The following is a 15,753-nucleotide window of genomic DNA, read 5'->3' on the forward strand; positions in this document are numbered from 1 at the left end:
TCGTTCCACCACGAGCGTGCTCAGGCCCGCCGCTCGCGGGGGACGCGCCTCTGGTCCAGTTCAGTGGGTTCCACCACGAGCGTGCTCAGGCCCGCGGCTCGCGGGGCACGCGCCTCTGGTCCAGTTCAGTGGTTCCACCACGAAGTGGTCAGGCCGCCGCTGGCGGGCACAGGCCGGTGAACTGACCAGTCGTTCCACCACTGAGGAATGTCAGGCCCGGCTCGCGGGCACGCGCCGGTGACCTATCCCAGTCGCTCCACCACGAAGGCGGTGAGGAACCCGGCGGTGGTGCACAGTCCGGTGTAGAGGCGGGCGCGTTCGAAGGCCTCGGGGATCATCGTGTCGGCGATCATCGCCAGAATCGCCCCGGCCGCCGTCGCCGTGATCACGGCGATGAGCTGTGGTGACGCGTCGTCGAGCAGCAGGTTGCCCAGCGCCGCGGAGACCCCGCTGACGACGGCGATCGCGCCCCACACCCCGAACACGTACCGCGCGCCGCGGCCGGCCTGTTTCATGCCGGCGACGCTGGACAGTCCTTCCGGGACGTTCGAGATGACCACCGCCGCCAGCATCGCCACCCCGACACCGCCGTCGAGCAGCGAGACACCCAGCACGACGGACTCGGGCACGCCGTCCAGCAGCGCGCCGACCGCGATGGCCGTGCCGCTGCCGGCCTGGTCGGATTCGGACGGCTGGTTGCGGCTGCGCTTGCGGTGCCGGGCACCGTGCCGCGCCAGCACGATGTTCGCCAGCACGTACCCCAGCGCGCCGCCGAGGAACCCGACGGACGTGGCGAGCAGTCCGCCGGTCTGTTCCGCCTCGTCCATCAGCTCGAACGCCGCCGCCGCGGTCAGCACCCCGGCACCGAACGCCATCACCACCGCGACGACGTCGCGTGGCACGCGCAGGAACCAGGCGACGAGCGCGCCCAGCACGAGCGCGCCGCCGCCTGCCAATCCCCACAATCCCGCTTCAACCCATTGGGGCACGGGCTACATCTTCGCGAAGAACACCTTCAGGTCACCGGCCAGCAGCTCCGGCGCGTCGTGCCCGGAGTAGTGACCGCCGTGCTCGAACTCCGACCAGTGCACCAGGTTGTGGTGATCGCGTTCGGCGAAGCGCCGGATGGTCTGGAAGTCGTCCGGGAAGATCGCGACTCCCATCGGCACCGTCGTCGGCTCGCTGGGCGGGTTCTCGCGGTGCGCGTCCTCGTAGTACAGCCGCGCCGAGGAACCCGCGGTCCGGGTGAACCAGTAGATCGACACGTTCGCGAGCAGGAAGTCCTTCGTGACGGCCGGTTCGCCCATCAGCTGCATCGTCCACGCCAGCTGCCCGACGGGGGAGTCGGCGAGTCCGAACGCGACGTTCTGCGGCCGCGCCTGCTGCAGCTTGGAGTAGCCCGACAGATTCTCGTAGAAGTCCTGCAACACCCCGAGGCGGCGGTAGTCGTCCTCGGTCAGGCCCTCCATCTCCGCCGGGTCACCCGACGGGAACGAGAAGATCTGCGTGACGTGCACACCGACCACGTGCTCCGGGTCCACCCGGCCGACCTCGGGCGCGATGATCGAGCCGGCGTCGTTGCCGTGCACCCCGTAGCGCTCGTAGCCCAGCCGCGCCATCAGCGTCGCGAACGCCTGCGCCACCCGCCCCGAGTGCCAGCCGGTCTCCCTCGTCGGCCCGGAGAACGCGAACCCCGGGATCGACGGGATGACCAGGTGGAACTCACCGCGCAGGTGCTCGATGACGTCCACGAACTCCATGACCGACCCCGGCCAGCCGTGGATCATCAGCAGCGGCCGCGCGTCCGGGTTCGTGCTCTTCACGTGCAGGAAGTGCACGTCGGTGCCGTCGATCTCGGTGATGAACTGCGGGAACGCGTTGAGCTTGGCCTCGACCGCCCGCCAGTCGAACTCCTCGGCCCAGTACCGCGCCATCTCCTGCACGGCCGAGACCTCGTCGCCGTAACGGTTCCCGGCGCCGGGCACCTGGTCCGTCCACCGCGTCCGCGCCAAACGGAGCAGCAGCTCGTCGACGTCGGCCTCGTCGATTGCGATGTGGAATTCCCTGATCTCCGTCATAGCCCCCAGGCTATTGACCATTGTGGCCACCTCCTGTCCTAAAGTCTTCGTCCATGTTGGAAACCTCGGCCCGCCTGCTCCGCCTGCTCGCCCTGCTGCAGTCACGCCGCGACTGGCAAGGATCAGAACTGGCCGACGAACTGCAGATCAGCCCGCGCACGGTCCGCCGCGACGTCGACCGCCTGCGCGAGCTCGGCTACCCCGTCAACGCCACCACCGGCTCGTTCGGCGGCTACCGCCTCGGCGCCGGCGCCGAACTACCCCCACTACTGCTCGACGACAACGAAGCCGTCGCGGTCGCCGTCGCCCTGCGCACCAGCCCGGTCACCGGCCTGGAGGAGGTCTCCCTGCGGGCCCTGCTCAAACTCGAACAGGTCCTCCCGTCCCGCCTGCGCCACCGCGTCTCCGCACTGCAGACCGTCGAGTCCGTGCCCCGCGACTCACCGGCCCCCGCCATCGACCCCGAACTGCTCACGGTCCTGGCCACCGTCTGCCGCGACAGCGAGACCATCCGCTTCGACTACAACGCCCACGATGGCACCCCGTCGCGCCGCCGTGTGCAACCGCACCGCCTCGTCAACTGGGGCCGCCGCTGGTACCTCGTGGCCTGGGACGTCGACAAGGAAGACTGGCGCACTTTCCGCGTCGACCGCATCACCCAGCCCGTACCACCTCACGGCCCGCGCTTCACCCCACGCGAGTTCGACGCCACCACCCACGTCGCGTCACGGGTGACCTCAGCCGCCTGGCGCTTCCAGGCCCGCGTCCTCGTCCGCGCACCGGCCGAAGCCGTCGCCGCCCGCATCAACGCCGCCGTCGGCACCGTCGAGGCCGTGGACGACTCGTCGTGCGTACTCGTCACGGGCGCCGACTCGGTGGAAACCCTCGCGGTGTGGATCGGCATGCTCGGTTACGACTTCGACGTCACCTCACCACCGGAACTGGTCGAACACGTTCGCACTCTTGCGGCCCGCTACGCCCGCGCCGTAGAAGACTGAGGCATGGCCATCACCGGACGGGACATCGAGCGCCTGCTCTACACCGAGACCCCTGACCCCGTCCTGGTGGTGCACAACGGGACAACCGAGATCGTCGCCGCCGCCGAACTCGGCGGACACCTCGGCGCGGTCGTCGTGTGCTCCCGCACCGAGATCCTGCGCAGGGTGGGGGAGCGCGACCTCAGCGAAGACGATCTCGCCGCGCTCGCCCGGTCTCTCTCAGAGGCCATTCAAGACCCAACTCGGCCGCGGCCGACCTGGCCCGCTTGACCAGGTCCGGCCTGGCCGCGAGCCACTTCGCGCCCCCGTGCAGCGGCAGCATCGCGCTGACGGTGGGGTAGGTCTGTCCAGCGGAGAACGGGAAGCCGCCCTCGTGCAACCGCAGCCACGCGTCGAGCACCTCGGCGTTGCGCACGGTCTTCGCCCAGCCGACCCACAGATCGAGCAGGGCCAGGTCGTCCCCACCACGACCGAGCCGGGCGCAGATCAGGTCCGAGATCTCCTCCGCAGGCAGGACCCTGGCCAACCGGTCGAGATCAGGCACGCACCTCTCGACCGGTGTCGCCGCCAGCCTGATCAACAACGCCGTCACCTCGAGCGGATACCGCGACGCCAGCGGAGTGATCGCGTCGCGCAACCTCAGCGCGACCTCGTCCAGCGTCACGTAAGGCTCCGCCATCACCAGCCATCCCGGTTCCACCTGGCGTTCACGGCTGTTCAGCGACAGTCCGAAATGCCGCTCGGCGTCCCGGACCGACCACAGCCCCCGCACGACGCTCGACCACTCGCTCGACGGCAGCCGCGACTTCCAGAACAACGCCAGCCGCTGCCAGTCGTTCACGCCCGACCCCAGATCAAGCGCGTACACCGTGCGCCGCAACACGATCGCCAGCACGACCAGGTTCAGCGAGTACTTCGCGTCCCGCACCGAATCCGGCAGCGACACCGGCGCGTAGTCACCACGCGAGGACCGGGTCTCGTCCCGCGCCGCGATCAACCGCACGACCAGGTCGAACAACGCCTCACGATCCGCCCTCGCCGCGAACTCCTGCAGGAAGTCCAGCACCGGCTTGCTCGTCGTGAACGCCATGTACGACAGCACGGAGTACAGCTCCGTGTCGTCCACAGTGGACTTGCGGCGCGACCGGGCCGCGTCCTCGCGCTGCAGGTCCAGCAGCCGCTCCCACACGAACCGCGCCACCAGGTACTCGCCGAACGTGGCGTGCAGGAACTCGTAGGTCCGCAGCGTCGTCCGATCCTCCCTGATCGCCTCCGACTTCTGCACGAAGAAGAACCGCCCCAGCACCGCCTCACCGGCCGACAGGGGAGTGCGCGTGCCGGCCGACCGGTTCGGCGACCCCATCCCGATCAGCCCGGCCAGGTCGGCGGTCACCTCGTGCTCGGCCACCTGTTGCGTGCCACGGTTGAACATCCCGAGCGCGACCACGGACAACCGCTCCAGCTCGGACTCCACCTCACGCCGCAGATCGGCCTCGCTGAGGTCGGGCCAGGACTTCTCCACCTCACGCCGCGCGAAGCGCTCCAGCAGCCGCTCGTAGAGCTGTCCCCGGCTCAGCGACTCGTGATCGCGCCGCAGCGACCCGTCCACCGCCTCGTACAACGCCAGCATCAGCAACAGCAACGGCTGCGCGGCGAGATCCGGATAGGACAACGCCACCTCGGCCGACAACGGCGGGTTGCTCGCATTCCACACGTCCAGCCACTGCCGCACCTGCTCGTCGGAGAACGGCAGCAACCGCACCACGTGTGACTGTTCAGGCAGCTCCAACCCCGCACACACGCTCAACCGGCTCGTCACCACGAAGATCGCCGGCCGACCTTTCGCCAGCAACTTCGACTGAAACTCCTCGATCACCGTCAGGTAGCGGGTCTGGCTCACCCCGGTCGCCTGCATCAGCTCGTCGAGGCCGTCCAGGATCACCAGCGGCACCGCACCACCGGTGGTGCGGGAGAACTCGGCCCAGCTCACCCGCTCGTCCAACAGCCGATGCAGCCCGTGTTCGACCCGCCGCACCAGGTCCGCATCGACAGGAGTCGTCCGCAGCTCGATCCGCACCACGGCGAAGTCCGAGGCCGGCAACCGTGCCGCCAGCATCTCGGTCAGCACCGACTTGCCCGACCCCGGGTCGCCGAGCACCAGCAACGGGGCGTTCAACGCCTTCATCGACGTCAAATGGCCGACCAGACAGCCGTACAGGTCCGCCCGCACCGGCACGTGCCGCCACGACTCGGCCATCGAGGGCACCGTGGAATGGTCGGTGGGTTCCAGCAACTGGAACCGCGGGTCGACGTAGGCCTCACCCAGCGTCGGGACTCTCAGGTCCGCCGACACCACCAACGGCCTGCTCAACGCGTCGCGGTAGACCCCGGCCAGCTCGGCCAGCCGCGCGTCGGCGGTGAGATCGGTAGTGGTCTCCCGCAGCACGTCTTCCAGCCGGGCCAGTGCCGCGCGAGTCGCTCGGTGGTCTTCGATCGAGCACCAGAACGCGACCTCGGGGAACTCCGCCGCGAGCCGCCGGAACAACTCCTGGTACCGCTCAAGCGCCCGGTCGGCCAGCGGGTCGAGCGACCTCAGCAGCCGGTCCTGTTCGGTCTCGTTGAGACGGTCCCACTGCGCGAGCGACTCCATCAGCGTCTGGGTGTCGGAGATGAGGTCCCGGTAGAACTCGTAGATCTCTTTGAGGTTCTGCTCGTACGGGCGGCTGGTGGAGGGGAGCGGCAGGCCGAGGTCGAACGGCGAGAACTGCAGGACGTGCTCGTCGTCCTGGGGAGTGAACACGAACGGCAGTTCCAGCTCGCGGAACGCCTCGAAGTACGCCGTCACCACGATCACGGCGTGAGCGGCGTGCAACTGCTGCGTGCGATCGAAACGGCTCAGACCGCGTCGCTTCTCCGACACCTTCGCGGCCAGCTCGGAGAACAACCGCGTGAAGTCCGGCTTCGCGTCGAAGAGGTCCAGGACCTGCCACAGCCCCAGCGAACCCGCCAGCAGCGCACCACCCAGCACCTTGTCCAGGGCGGCGACGGCCGGGTGCTCCTTGCCTCCGAGGATCTTCACGGCCTCGGTGTAGCTGTACCTCTTTCGCACCCGAAGTGTCTTACACGACCGGGCACCCGCTCATCCCGAGAACAACACCAACAGCCCAATCACGATCAGCACCACCGGCAACGCGATGTGACCCCACTTCGCGAGCGCCTTCGCCACCACCTGACGTGACGCCAGGAACCACCCGGCCAGACACCACACGCCGACCAGCACCAGGAACACCACGACGTACACCCACAACGAGTCCGCCACGGTGAAGACCGGGACGTAGACGCCGATGTTGTCGCCGCCGTTCGCGAGCGTCACCCCAGCGACCGCGAGAATGCCGGGAGCGGCGGCGGGTTCGTCATCGTCGTCGGAGTCGCGCCACAGCGACCACGCGGCCTTGAGACCCAGCGCCAGCGGGATCAAACCCAGCCACGGCCTGAACTGCTCCGGTAGCAGGGACGCGCCCAGGGCACCCACCACCGCGACGGCCAGGATGCCCGCGAAACCCAGGTACTGGCCCACGACCACCTGCCAGACCGACCGGGCACGCGAGAAGAACAACGCCAGGATCACCAGGTCGTCGACGTTCGTCACGGCGAACATGCCCGCCGCCTGGCCGATCACCCCAAGATCCACCGCCGCATTCTCGCGCAGGTTGAAACGGATAGCCCATCCGGATGTGTGCTACCGTCGGAATGAAGCGGATCGGTTATCCGAATTGAGGTGGTCTTGGTGCGCAGGGCAGTGGTTACCGCAGGAACCGGAGGCATCGGACTCGAGACGGCGAAGGGCTTGGCCCGCGCCGGGTACGCGGTCACCGTCGTCGGACGCGATGCCGAACGCGGGGCACGGGCCGTCGAGAAGATCGGGGAGCCCGCACGCTTCCTGCGGGCCGACCTCGCCTCACTGAGCGACGTGCGGGCACTGGCCGAGAAGATCGCCGCCGAGGGGGAGTTGGCGGTGCTGGTCAACAACGTCGGGGCGATGTTCGAGAACCGCACGGACTTCGACGGCGTCGAGGCGTCGTTCGTGGTCAACCACCTCTCGCCGTACCTGCTGACCGAGCTGCTGCTGCCCGTGCTCCGAACCGGCGCACCCAGCCGGGTCGTGAACGTGACCTCAGGAGCGGCAGTGCTCGCCAAGAAGGTGTTCGACCAGGTCGAGCCTCCCGGCGGGTACTACGGGTTCCACTGGTACGGACGCGCCAAGCTCGCCAACCAGGCCTACGCGCTCGACCTCGCCCAGCGACTGGAGGGGAGTGGCGTGTCGGTGTTCGCCGCGGATCCCGGGGGAGCGAACACCACCATGACCAAGGACTCACTGCGCAACCCGAAGATCGTCTCACCGGCGCTGCGGCTGCTCTGGCCGCTGGTGCGGCGCAGGTTCAAGCAGCTGGACTCCAAAACCGCCGAGACGGCGGCACGGTCGTCGATCATCGCCGCCACCGACGAGGCACTCGCCGGAAAGACGGGCCTGCTGATCGACGACCACGGAGCACCCGCGGCACCGATGAAAGCAGCGACCGACCCACTGGTGGTCGCCGCCGTGCGCAGACTGAGTGAGCGGCACGCGCCGCTCAGCCACGTTCCGGATCAGATATCCAATTAGGCTGGAAGGCATGACGCCGCTGCGCAAGGACGCCGCCCGCAACTGGGACCGCATCCTCACCGTCGCCCGAGAGCTCGTGGACGAAGGCACCCCGCTGCAGCTCAACGACGTCGCCCGCCGCGCAGGACTCGGCGTCGGCACGGTCTACCGGCACTTCCCGACCACCGAAGCACTCCTCGAAACCGTCGCCACACCCTGCCTCGAAGCGATCGCAGACCACGGCGACAAGGCGCTGCGCGACGACGACGCCTGGCACGCCTTCTCCGGCTTCCTCACCAGGCTCGTCGAAGCCCAGGTCAGCGACCCCGCACTCGCCAAAGTCGCCGCCACCGCGCAAGACGTGCTGCCACGCACCACCGAACTCAAGCAGCAGATCATCGCCACCGGCACCGAACTGCTCGCACGCGCCCGCAAAGCCGGAACCGTCCGCCCCGACCTCGACGACCGCGACCTCGTGCCACTCATGTGCGGCGTCGCCTACGCCACCTACGTCCACAGCGACGGACCCGACGACCGGCTACCCACCGCCCGCCGCTACCTCGACACCCTGCTGCGCGGCCTAAGCGCCTGAACGCGGGGGACCAGCAGCCACATACGACCGCAGCTCCTCCAACGACAACGCACCACCATCGGTGAACATCCACGTCACCCCGGCGTCCTCGTACTCCTTCACCTCCTCCGGCAACACGCCACCCCAAATCGCCACATCACCATCAGCCGGCCCACCGGAAGCCACGAACGCCGCCTTCATCCGAGCAGCGTCATCGGGGGAGATCCGCACCAACTCGTAGTCCACGAACGTCGCCGGCACCACACCCGCACCGTGCGCCGCCGCCCGGAACGGCACCTCACGCGGCCAGTTCCCACCGATCCACAACGGCACCTCCACCGGCGCGAACCGCACACCAGACGCCTGGAACAACGGCCCCCGGTGCTCCACCACCTCGCCCGACAACAAGGCCCGCAACAGCTCGACGCCCTCCGAGAGCGCCTCCGCCCGCGAGGCCGGCTCACCGAACGGCACGAAGTCATCAGGCACCCCCGCACCGACCCCCAGCACCAGCCGCCCACCGGACAACCGCTGCAACGTCGACGCCTCCAACGCCACCTTCCACGGCCGCCGACGCCCCAGCGACGTCACCATCGGCCCCAGCCGAATCGACGAAGTACGCGCGGCCACCGCACCCAACGTCACCCAGACATCAGCCAGGACGGTCTCATCCGGCCGAACCACGTGGTCCCACAGGAAGAACCCGTCCCACCCGGCCTCCTCCGCCTCCACGGCGAGCGAAACCAGCACCGACGGGTCACCGAGCGACGAACCGAAATTCGGAACATAGATCGCATAGCGCATGCCCCGAGTGTCGCAAGCACCCCCGACAAGATCGTTCTAACGCGGCGGACCAGCGGAAATGTACGAACGAAGCTCCTCCAGCGACGCCTTCCACCCGTCCAGCAACAACCACGTCGCCCCAGCGTCCTCGTACTCCGACACCGTGGCCGCCGACGGCCGCGCCCCGCCACCCCAGATCGCCAGATCACCATCAGCAGGCCCACCAGCAGACACGAAATCAGTCTTCATCCGAGCCGCGTCAGCAGGGGAGGCCACCGCGAACCCACCCGACCCGTCCTGAATGATCGGGAACAACCCCGACGCCAGCGACGCAGCCAGGAACGGCACCTTCCGCGGCCAGATCCCCGACGTCCACACCGGCACCTCCACCGGCGCGAACCGCACCCCAGAAGCCTCGAACACCGCCCCCTGATGCTCCACCGGCTCACCCGACAACAACTTCCGCACCAACTCCACACCCTCGGTCATCCGCGCCGCCCGCGACCGCGCATCCGACGCCTCACCGAACGACGTGAAATCCCGAGGCACCCCCATCCCCACACCAAGAACCAACCGCCCACCCGACAACCGCTGCAACGTCGACGCCTCAAGCGCCAGCTTCCACGGCCGACGACGGGGGACAGGCGTGATCATCGGCCCCAACGTGATCCGCGACGTCCGCGCCGCCACCGCCCCCAACGTCACCCACGGATCAGCCACCAAAGGCTGCGCCACCACGTGGTCCCACATGAAGAACCCGTCCCACCCAGCCGCCTCCGCCTCCACGGCAAGAGAACACAACACCGCCGGATCCCCATAGGTGTCGCCGTAACAGGGCACGTAGATCGCAAAACGCATGCGGGGGAGTCTGCCTCACCGACCCTCACCTGTCGCACCGTCGATCTGCTCCCGCAAGATGTCCGCGTGCCCCGCATGCCGAGCCGTCTCGGTCAGCTCATGCACCAGCACGTTGAACAACATCACGTCCGGACGCGGCCACCACGGCACAAACCCGGGGGAGTCCACCGAAAGAGCCGCGATCGTCGCATCCGAATGCGCCCACACCCGCCGATACCGCTCAACGACGTCCTCACGCGACTCGTCCTCGGCCGCCCACATGCTCTGACCACGCGCCTCGGGGTCGTCCCACGCCGGCATCGGCTCCGGAAACGGCCGCCCGAACACGAGACCGAAGTACCGCGACTCCGACAACGCGAGGTGCTTCACCAACCCCAGCAGATTCGTCCCACTCGCCACCAACGGCCGGCGCACGTCCTCTTCGGACAGACCTTCCAGCTTCCACACCATCACCTCGCGCAGCTCCCGCAGATCGCTGTGCAAGTACTCCTTGGCGAATTCATCGATCATGAGACCCAAGCCTGCCAGGCGCCGGCACACGACTCGATCCACGACGCCAAGTCCGGCAACTCGTCGAACGAGTACAACGAATACTCAGGACAACCACGCAACGGCGACACGGCGTCGAACGAATGGTCAGGCGCAAACAGCACAAGACGCCCGGTCTCGCGGTGCGCGGCCGTGAGGTTCCCGTTGGCCTCTATCGCCACGGTGACGTAATCCCGCATCTCCTCGACCGGCACCGGCAGCCCCTCGTCCTCCCAGGCCCAGCTGTAGTCGACGATGACGTCGGCAACCGCCGTCCCGGCCGCGGACACCGTCAGCACCTCGTTCTGGTTCAGCCAGAGCGTCGACGGCCCGTAGAACTGCTCGACAGTCCCGCCGAACAAGCCCCAGAACCGGCGCAACGCATCGGGGAACTCCGAACCGGCGTCCTGAGGCGTCTCACAGAGCCATCCACAGCACGAACCGTCAGAACCCCACGCCAGAAGTTCGTACGAACGGCCCGCCACGGACACCGGCGTCACACGAGCAGAACTCAGCAGAGCGGACAGCCGAGGCAAGCCAGGCAGCGGTCCACGCGTCCAGGACGAAGCGGAGCCGACCTCAACGCTCTGTCCCGGTTCCACGAACCACGGCACGCACTCCAGGAACCGACCCCAGTCAGACATGCCGCCGAGCATGGCAGGAGAGGCCCTCCAGCAAGGCCGGATCCGCGTTACTTGACATAATGTAGATTATCGGCAAAACAGGTGACCTGCGAAGATCACCTCAGAAGGGGCTGAAACGGCCTTGTTGACGCGTCTGCAAGCACCTCCAGCGGGCAGGCTGGCCGCACTTGCAGACGCCACAACTTCCAAACACCGGCGATGTCGGAGCGCGGTCGACACCGACGACTCGTCAGTGAGACGTACGCACAGTGGGCTCATTACGCTCACGATCCCCGACAAGTGACGCCACCTGGTCCAGTGCCCGTCCGCAATCCGGCGAAACGGACATTTCATGCATAATCGCCATTATCCAGCACGGAACACGGGATTGTCGGTGCTGTGCGGTACAAGATCCATATGCACGTGCTCGCCGCCCAGGACGCCTTCTTCCTCGCTCGCCGGACGCGCAAGGACTCGCCGCACACAACGGCGGCCTACCAGCGCGATCTCTCCGGCGTGAACACACTCCTGGCCGAGACACTCCTCTCCCCCGTCGAGGACCTGACGATCACCCACCTCACCGGGGCCAACCTCCGCCAGGCCTTCGGGCTGTTCGCCGACACCCACGCCAAGAGCTCGGTGCTGCGGGCCTGGTCGACCTGGAACCAGTTCCTGACGTTCTGCGTGGCCGAGGACCTCATCGCCGGCAACCCGATGGGTGCCGTCGCACGCCCGAAGACCCCTCCGCTGGTCCCCAAGCCGCTCAGGGGCGAGGACACGCCCGAACAGCTCCTGACGGCCGCGGCCGAAGGTGCCAGGAAGGGGCGTGACCCGTGGCCCGAACGGGACGTGCTCGTCATCGCGCTCGGCCTGGTCGCAGGCCTGCGAAGTGCGGAAATGCGCACGCTGACGCTGGCGAGCATCGTCGGCAGGGAGGGTGACCGCAGGCTGCACGTGAAGGGCAAGGGCAACCGGGACAGGAGTGTCCCCATCGAGCCCCCGATGGAACGCATCGTCGATGCGTACCTGAAAAGCTGCAGGTCCCGTTTCCCGCAGGGCCGTTTCGACCGCGACAGCGCGTTGCTCAGGGATCGGCACGGTGAGCCCATCGGCAGGGGCGGTCTGGAGTACCTGGTGAAGTCGTGCTTCAGGTGGGCCGGGTTGAACGACCGTGTGCCGACCGGAGCAAACCTGCACGCCCTGAGGCACACCTTCGCCACCCGTTTGGCCGAGGACGGCGCGTCGGCGAGCGAGATCATGGCGCTGCTGGGCCACGCGAGTCTGGCGACGAGTCAGAACTACATCGAGGCGACGGCAAGGGAACGCCGTGCCGCGGTGGCGAGCAATCGGACGTATCGGGCGCTCAAAGACATCTAGCCAGGCTTGACCACGATGCGGCACTCTCGGCTGACAGACCACAAGCCGGGGGTCGCCCTGTTGCCGGATCGTTAGGCCGAGTGGGTGACCTGATAGTGCGAAAACCGCATTTCAGGGGTACCCAATGAGAATGAGATCCGTGTGGCGTGGGGCCATCTCCTTCGGGTTGGTGACGATCGCCGTGCGCCTCTACACGGCTGTCGAGGAGCACGACTTCCGTTTCAACCAGGTGCACCGGGAGGACGGCGGGCGCATCAAGTACAAGCGCGTCTGTTCGGTGTGCGGCGAAGAGGTGGAGTACGGCGACATCACCAAGGGCTATGAGCTGGACGACGGCCGGATGGTGATCATGGAGAACGAGGACTTCGAGAAGTTGCCGGTGAAGACCGACAAGTCGATCGACGTCCTGGAGTTCGTGCCGGCGGAGGAGATCGATCCGATCTACTTCCAGAAGACTTATTACCTGGAGCCGGACAAGGCGGCTGCGCGTCCGTACGTGCTGCTCAGGGATGCTCTCGTCAAGACGGGTCAGCTGGCGGTCGTGAAGATCACGATTCGGCAGAAGGAGACGCTGGCGACGATCCGGGCGCGTGATGACGTGCTGGTGATGCACACGATGTTGTGGCCGGACGAGATCCGCAAGGCGGAGTTCGACTTCCTGGACCAGAACGTCGAGGTGTGGCCGCAGGAGCTGAAGATGGCGACGTCGTTGGTGGAGTCGATGGCCGGGGACTTCGATCCGGACACGTTCACCGACGACTACCGGGACGCTTTGGAGAAGGTCATCGCGGCGAAGGCGGAGGGTGCGGAGTTGCCCGAGCAGCCTGAGGCCGAGGAGAAGGGCGATGTCATCGATCTGATGACGGCTCTGGAGCGCAGTGTGGAGAAGGCGAAGGCCGGGCGTAAGAGCACGACGAAGAAGGCTCCGCCGAAGAAGAAGGCCTCGTCGGCGTAGATGGCCGGGCTCGACGAGTACCGGCGCAAGCGGGATCCGGGGAGGACTCCGGAGCCCGTGCCCGCAGCTGCGGATGAGCTGCCTCGGGGCAACAACGACACGTTTGTGATTCAGGAGCATCACGCGAGCAGCCTGCATTGGGATGTGCGGTTGGAGCGTGATGGGGTTTTGGTGTCGTGGGCGGTGCCGAAGGGTTTGCCGCCTACGACGGATGTCATCCGGCTTGCTGTGCACACGGAGGATCACCCGCTCGAATACGCCGAGTTCTCCGGGGAGATCCCGAAGGGTGAGTACGGCGGCGGCGAGATGTTCATCTGGGATCGCGGTCGCTACGAGACGGTGAAGTGGTCGGACCGCGAGGTCGATGTGATCTTGCACGGTCACCGTGTGCAGGGGCAGTTCGTGTTCTTCCGTTCGGGCAACGAGGGCAAGAACTGGATGATGAAGCGTCGGCACGCTCCGGCGCGTCCGGACTGGAAGATGTTGCCTGAGCTGCTGAAGCCGATGCTGGCGGTGCCCGGTCCCCTCCCCCAGGACGATGATGATCTTTGGGCTTATGAGTTCAAGTGGGACGGCGTCCGGGCGATCTTGCGTGTGGAAGGCGGCCGGGTGCAGGCCTGGTCGCGTCTGGGCAACGACATCACGGTCGCCTACCCCGAGCTCCAAGGCGTCGGCGAGCAGCTCGGCTCCACTGAAGCGCTTCTGGACGGTGAGATCGTCGCGTTGCAGAACGGCCGGCCCAGCTTCAGCGCGTTGCAGAACCGGATGCATGTGAGCAAGGCGGAGGCCGCGCGCAGGGCCGCGAGGCTCTACCCCATCACCCTTCTTCTGTTCGATCTCCTGCACCTCGACGGTCGATCGACGCTGCAGCTGCCGTTCCGGCAGCGTCGTGAGCTGCTCAGGGAGCTGGAGCTGAAGGGCCCGAACTGGCTCACTCCCCCGTCCTACGACACCGATGGCGCCGCGGTACTGGCGGCGAGCCGGGAGCAGGGGCTGGAGGGTGTGGTGGCGAAGCGCCTGGACTCGGCCTATCAGCCGGGGATGCGGTCGCCGGTGTGGCGCAAGATCACCGACCTGATGGCGCAGGAGGTGGTGATCGGCGGCTGGCGGATGGGTGAAGGCAAGCGTGCGGGTGTGGTGGGTGCGTTGTTGCTGGGTATTCCGCAGGACGGCGGGCTGGCGTTCGCGGGTTCGGTGGGGACGGGGTTCAACGACGCGGAGCTGGCGGTGTTGACGCCGCGGTTGAAGGCGTTGGCGCGGAAGTCGTCGCCGTTCGTGACGGAGATGCCGCGGGAGCGGTCGAAGGGCGCGAGGTGGGTGGAGCCGGAGTTGGTGGCGGAGGTGGTGTTCCGGCAGTGGACGCCGGACGGGCGGATGCGGTTTCCGGCGTGGCGGGGGCTGCGTCCGGACAAGACGCCTGAGGAGGTGCGTCGCGTTGTCGAGTGATGCCCCGAAAGAAGTCACAGTGAAAGTCGAGGACCGGATCCTCAAGCTGACCAATCTGGACAAGGTGCTGTATCCGGAGTTCGGGTTCACCAAGGGCGAGGTGATCGACTACTACACCCGGATCGCGCCGGTGCTGCTCCCCCATCTCAAGGACCGGCCGGTGACGTTGAAGCGGTATCCGAACGGTGTGGACGGGAAGTGGTTCTTCGAGAAGAACGCGCCGGAGCACCGGCCGGACTGGGTGCGGACGATGCGGCTGGAGTCGCCGGGCAGTTCGAAGGGCAACGAGACCGTCAACTACGTGATGGTGGACGAGCTGGCGACGTTGGTGTGGCTGGCGAACCTGGCGGCGCTGGAGTTGCACGTGCCGCAGTGGACGGTGGGGCCGCGCGGGGGTAAGCGGGATCCGGATCTGCTGGTGTTCGACCTGGATCCGGGTGCGCCGGCGACGGTGGTGGAGTGTTGCCGGGTCGCGGAGCAGGTGCGTGTGGTGCTCGATGACGACGGTGTGGACTCGTGGGCGAAGACGTCGGGCAACAAGGGCATGCAGGTGTATGCGTACGCGCCGGCGAAGGACACCTCGGAGTACGCGAAGGCGGTGGCGCAGCGGCTGGCGAAGGAGGATCCGAAGCTGGTCGTGGCGACGATGGCGAAGGCGCAGCGGACCGGGAAGGTGTTCATCGACTGGTCGCAGAACAACCCGGCGAAGACGACGGTGGCGCCGTACTCGCTGCGGTCTCGGGAGCGGCCGACGGTGTCGACGCCGATCACGTGGGACGAGGTCGAGGACTGTCAGGTGCCGGAGGATCTGGTGTTCACGGCGGACGAGGTGCTGGAGCGGGTGGATTCCGCGGGTGATCTGTTCGGCAGTTGATATTCTGGCCGACTGCCTAC

The 15,753-nt window shown here is 67.3% G+C and carries 15 protein-coding genes; 7 read left to right on the top strand and 8 right to left on the bottom strand.

The annotated features are described in order from the left end of the window. Positions 1–242: 242 nt before the first annotated feature. Together LFM09_RS18720 and LFM09_RS18725 are read right to left on the bottom strand one after the other, a co-directional pair. Entirely contained in the window at positions 243–989 is a 747-nt protein-coding gene (locus LFM09_RS18720; RefSeq protein WP_414097755.1) for a ZIP family metal transporter, read from the bottom strand. Positions 990–992: 3 nt separating this feature from the next. Further along, positions 993–2,078: an epoxide hydrolase family protein gene (locus tag LFM09_RS18725; RefSeq protein WP_414097756.1), complete on the bottom strand. Its 1,086-nt coding sequence runs from the start codon at positions 2,076–2,078 to the stop codon at positions 993–995. A 53-nt stretch (positions 2,079–2,131) separates the two neighbouring features. On the opposite strand from LFM09_RS18725, the gene LFM09_RS18730 reads away from it, so the two are divergent. Further along, on the top strand, positions 2,132–3,076 hold the full coding sequence (locus tag LFM09_RS18730; protein WP_414097757.1) for a helix-turn-helix transcriptional regulator: 945 nt from the start codon (positions 2,132–2,134) through the stop codon (positions 3,074–3,076). Between the two features lie 181 nt (positions 3,077–3,257). On the opposite strand, the gene LFM09_RS18735 is transcribed toward LFM09_RS18730, so the two are convergent. Together LFM09_RS18735 and LFM09_RS18740 are read right to left on the bottom strand one after the other, a co-directional pair. Continuing rightward, positions 3,258–6,185: an NACHT domain-containing protein gene (locus LFM09_RS18735; protein WP_414097758.1), complete on the bottom strand. Its 2,928-nt coding sequence runs from the start codon at positions 6,183–6,185 to the stop codon at positions 3,258–3,260. A 30-nt stretch (positions 6,186–6,215) separates the two neighbouring features. Beyond that, on the bottom strand, positions 6,216–6,734 hold the full coding sequence (locus LFM09_RS18740) for a cadmium resistance transporter (protein ID WP_414097859.1): 519 nt from the start codon (positions 6,732–6,734) through the stop codon (positions 6,216–6,218). A 129-nt stretch (positions 6,735–6,863) separates the two neighbouring features. Between LFM09_RS18740 and LFM09_RS18745 the strand changes: the two genes are divergently transcribed. Next, positions 6,864–7,739 (top strand): SDR family NAD(P)-dependent oxidoreductase, encoded by an 876-nt coding sequence (locus LFM09_RS18745; RefSeq protein ID WP_414097759.1) that lies wholly within the window; start codon positions 6,864–6,866, stop codon positions 7,737–7,739. Between the two features lie 10 nt (positions 7,740–7,749). Further along, positions 7,750–8,310, top strand: a complete 561-nt coding sequence (locus LFM09_RS18750; RefSeq protein WP_414097760.1) for a TetR/AcrR family transcriptional regulator — start codon at positions 7,750–7,752, stop codon at positions 8,308–8,310. Here the strand turns inward: LFM09_RS18750 and LFM09_RS18755 are convergent. The 4 genes from LFM09_RS18755 to LFM09_RS18770 are packed head-to-tail and all read right to left on the bottom strand — an operon-like array spanning position 8,299 to position 11,102. After that, positions 8,299–9,093, bottom strand: a complete 795-nt coding sequence (locus tag LFM09_RS18755) for an LLM class flavin-dependent oxidoreductase (RefSeq protein WP_414097761.1) — start codon at positions 9,091–9,093, stop codon at positions 8,299–8,301. The two genes, LFM09_RS18750 and LFM09_RS18755, sit on opposite strands and share 12 nt — an antisense overlap. Before the next feature lie 36 nt (positions 9,094–9,129). Next, positions 9,130–9,930 (bottom strand): LLM class flavin-dependent oxidoreductase, encoded by an 801-nt coding sequence (locus tag LFM09_RS18760; RefSeq protein ID WP_414097762.1) that lies wholly within the window; start codon positions 9,928–9,930, stop codon positions 9,130–9,132. Positions 9,931–9,945: 15 nt separating this feature from the next. Then, positions 9,946–10,440: a DinB family protein gene (locus tag LFM09_RS18765; protein ID WP_414097763.1), complete on the bottom strand. Its 495-nt coding sequence runs from the start codon at positions 10,438–10,440 to the stop codon at positions 9,946–9,948. Beyond that, positions 10,437–11,102: a hypothetical protein gene (locus tag LFM09_RS18770; protein WP_414097764.1), complete on the bottom strand. Its 666-nt coding sequence runs from the start codon at positions 11,100–11,102 to the stop codon at positions 10,437–10,439. The genes LFM09_RS18765 and LFM09_RS18770 overlap by 4 nt, the downstream gene beginning before the upstream one ends. A gap of 378 nt (positions 11,103–11,480) precedes the next feature. Here LFM09_RS18770 and LFM09_RS18775 point away from each other — a divergent pair, with 378 nt between their 5' ends. The 4 genes from LFM09_RS18775 (at position 11,481) to ligD (LFM09_RS18790) (ending at position 15,733) form a co-directional block, all read left to right on the top strand. Further along, positions 11,481–12,458, top strand: coding sequence for a tyrosine-type recombinase/integrase (locus LFM09_RS18775; protein ID WP_414097765.1), 978 nt, complete (start codon positions 11,481–11,483; stop codon positions 12,456–12,458). A 130-nt stretch (positions 12,459–12,588) separates the two neighbouring features. Further along, positions 12,589–13,413, top strand: coding sequence for a Ku protein (locus tag LFM09_RS18780; RefSeq protein ID WP_414097860.1), 825 nt, complete (start codon positions 12,589–12,591; stop codon positions 13,411–13,413). Then, entirely contained in the window at positions 13,414–14,859 is a 1,446-nt protein-coding gene (gene ligD / locus LFM09_RS18785) for a non-homologous end-joining DNA ligase (protein WP_414097766.1), read from the top strand. It abuts the gene before it with no gap. A gap of 19 nt (positions 14,860–14,878) precedes the next feature. Next, the gene (ligD, locus tag LFM09_RS18790; protein ID WP_414097767.1) at positions 14,879–15,733 is read left to right on the top strand and encodes a non-homologous end-joining DNA ligase; all 855 of its coding nucleotides are present in this window, start codon (positions 14,879–14,881) and stop codon (positions 15,731–15,733) included. The last annotated feature ends 20 nt before the right edge of the window (positions 15,734–15,753 follow it).

This window comes from Lentzea alba (assembly GCF_047445655.1).
In the GTDB taxonomy this organism is placed as follows: Bacteria; Actinomycetota; Actinomycetes; order Mycobacteriales; family Pseudonocardiaceae; genus Lentzea; species Lentzea alba_A.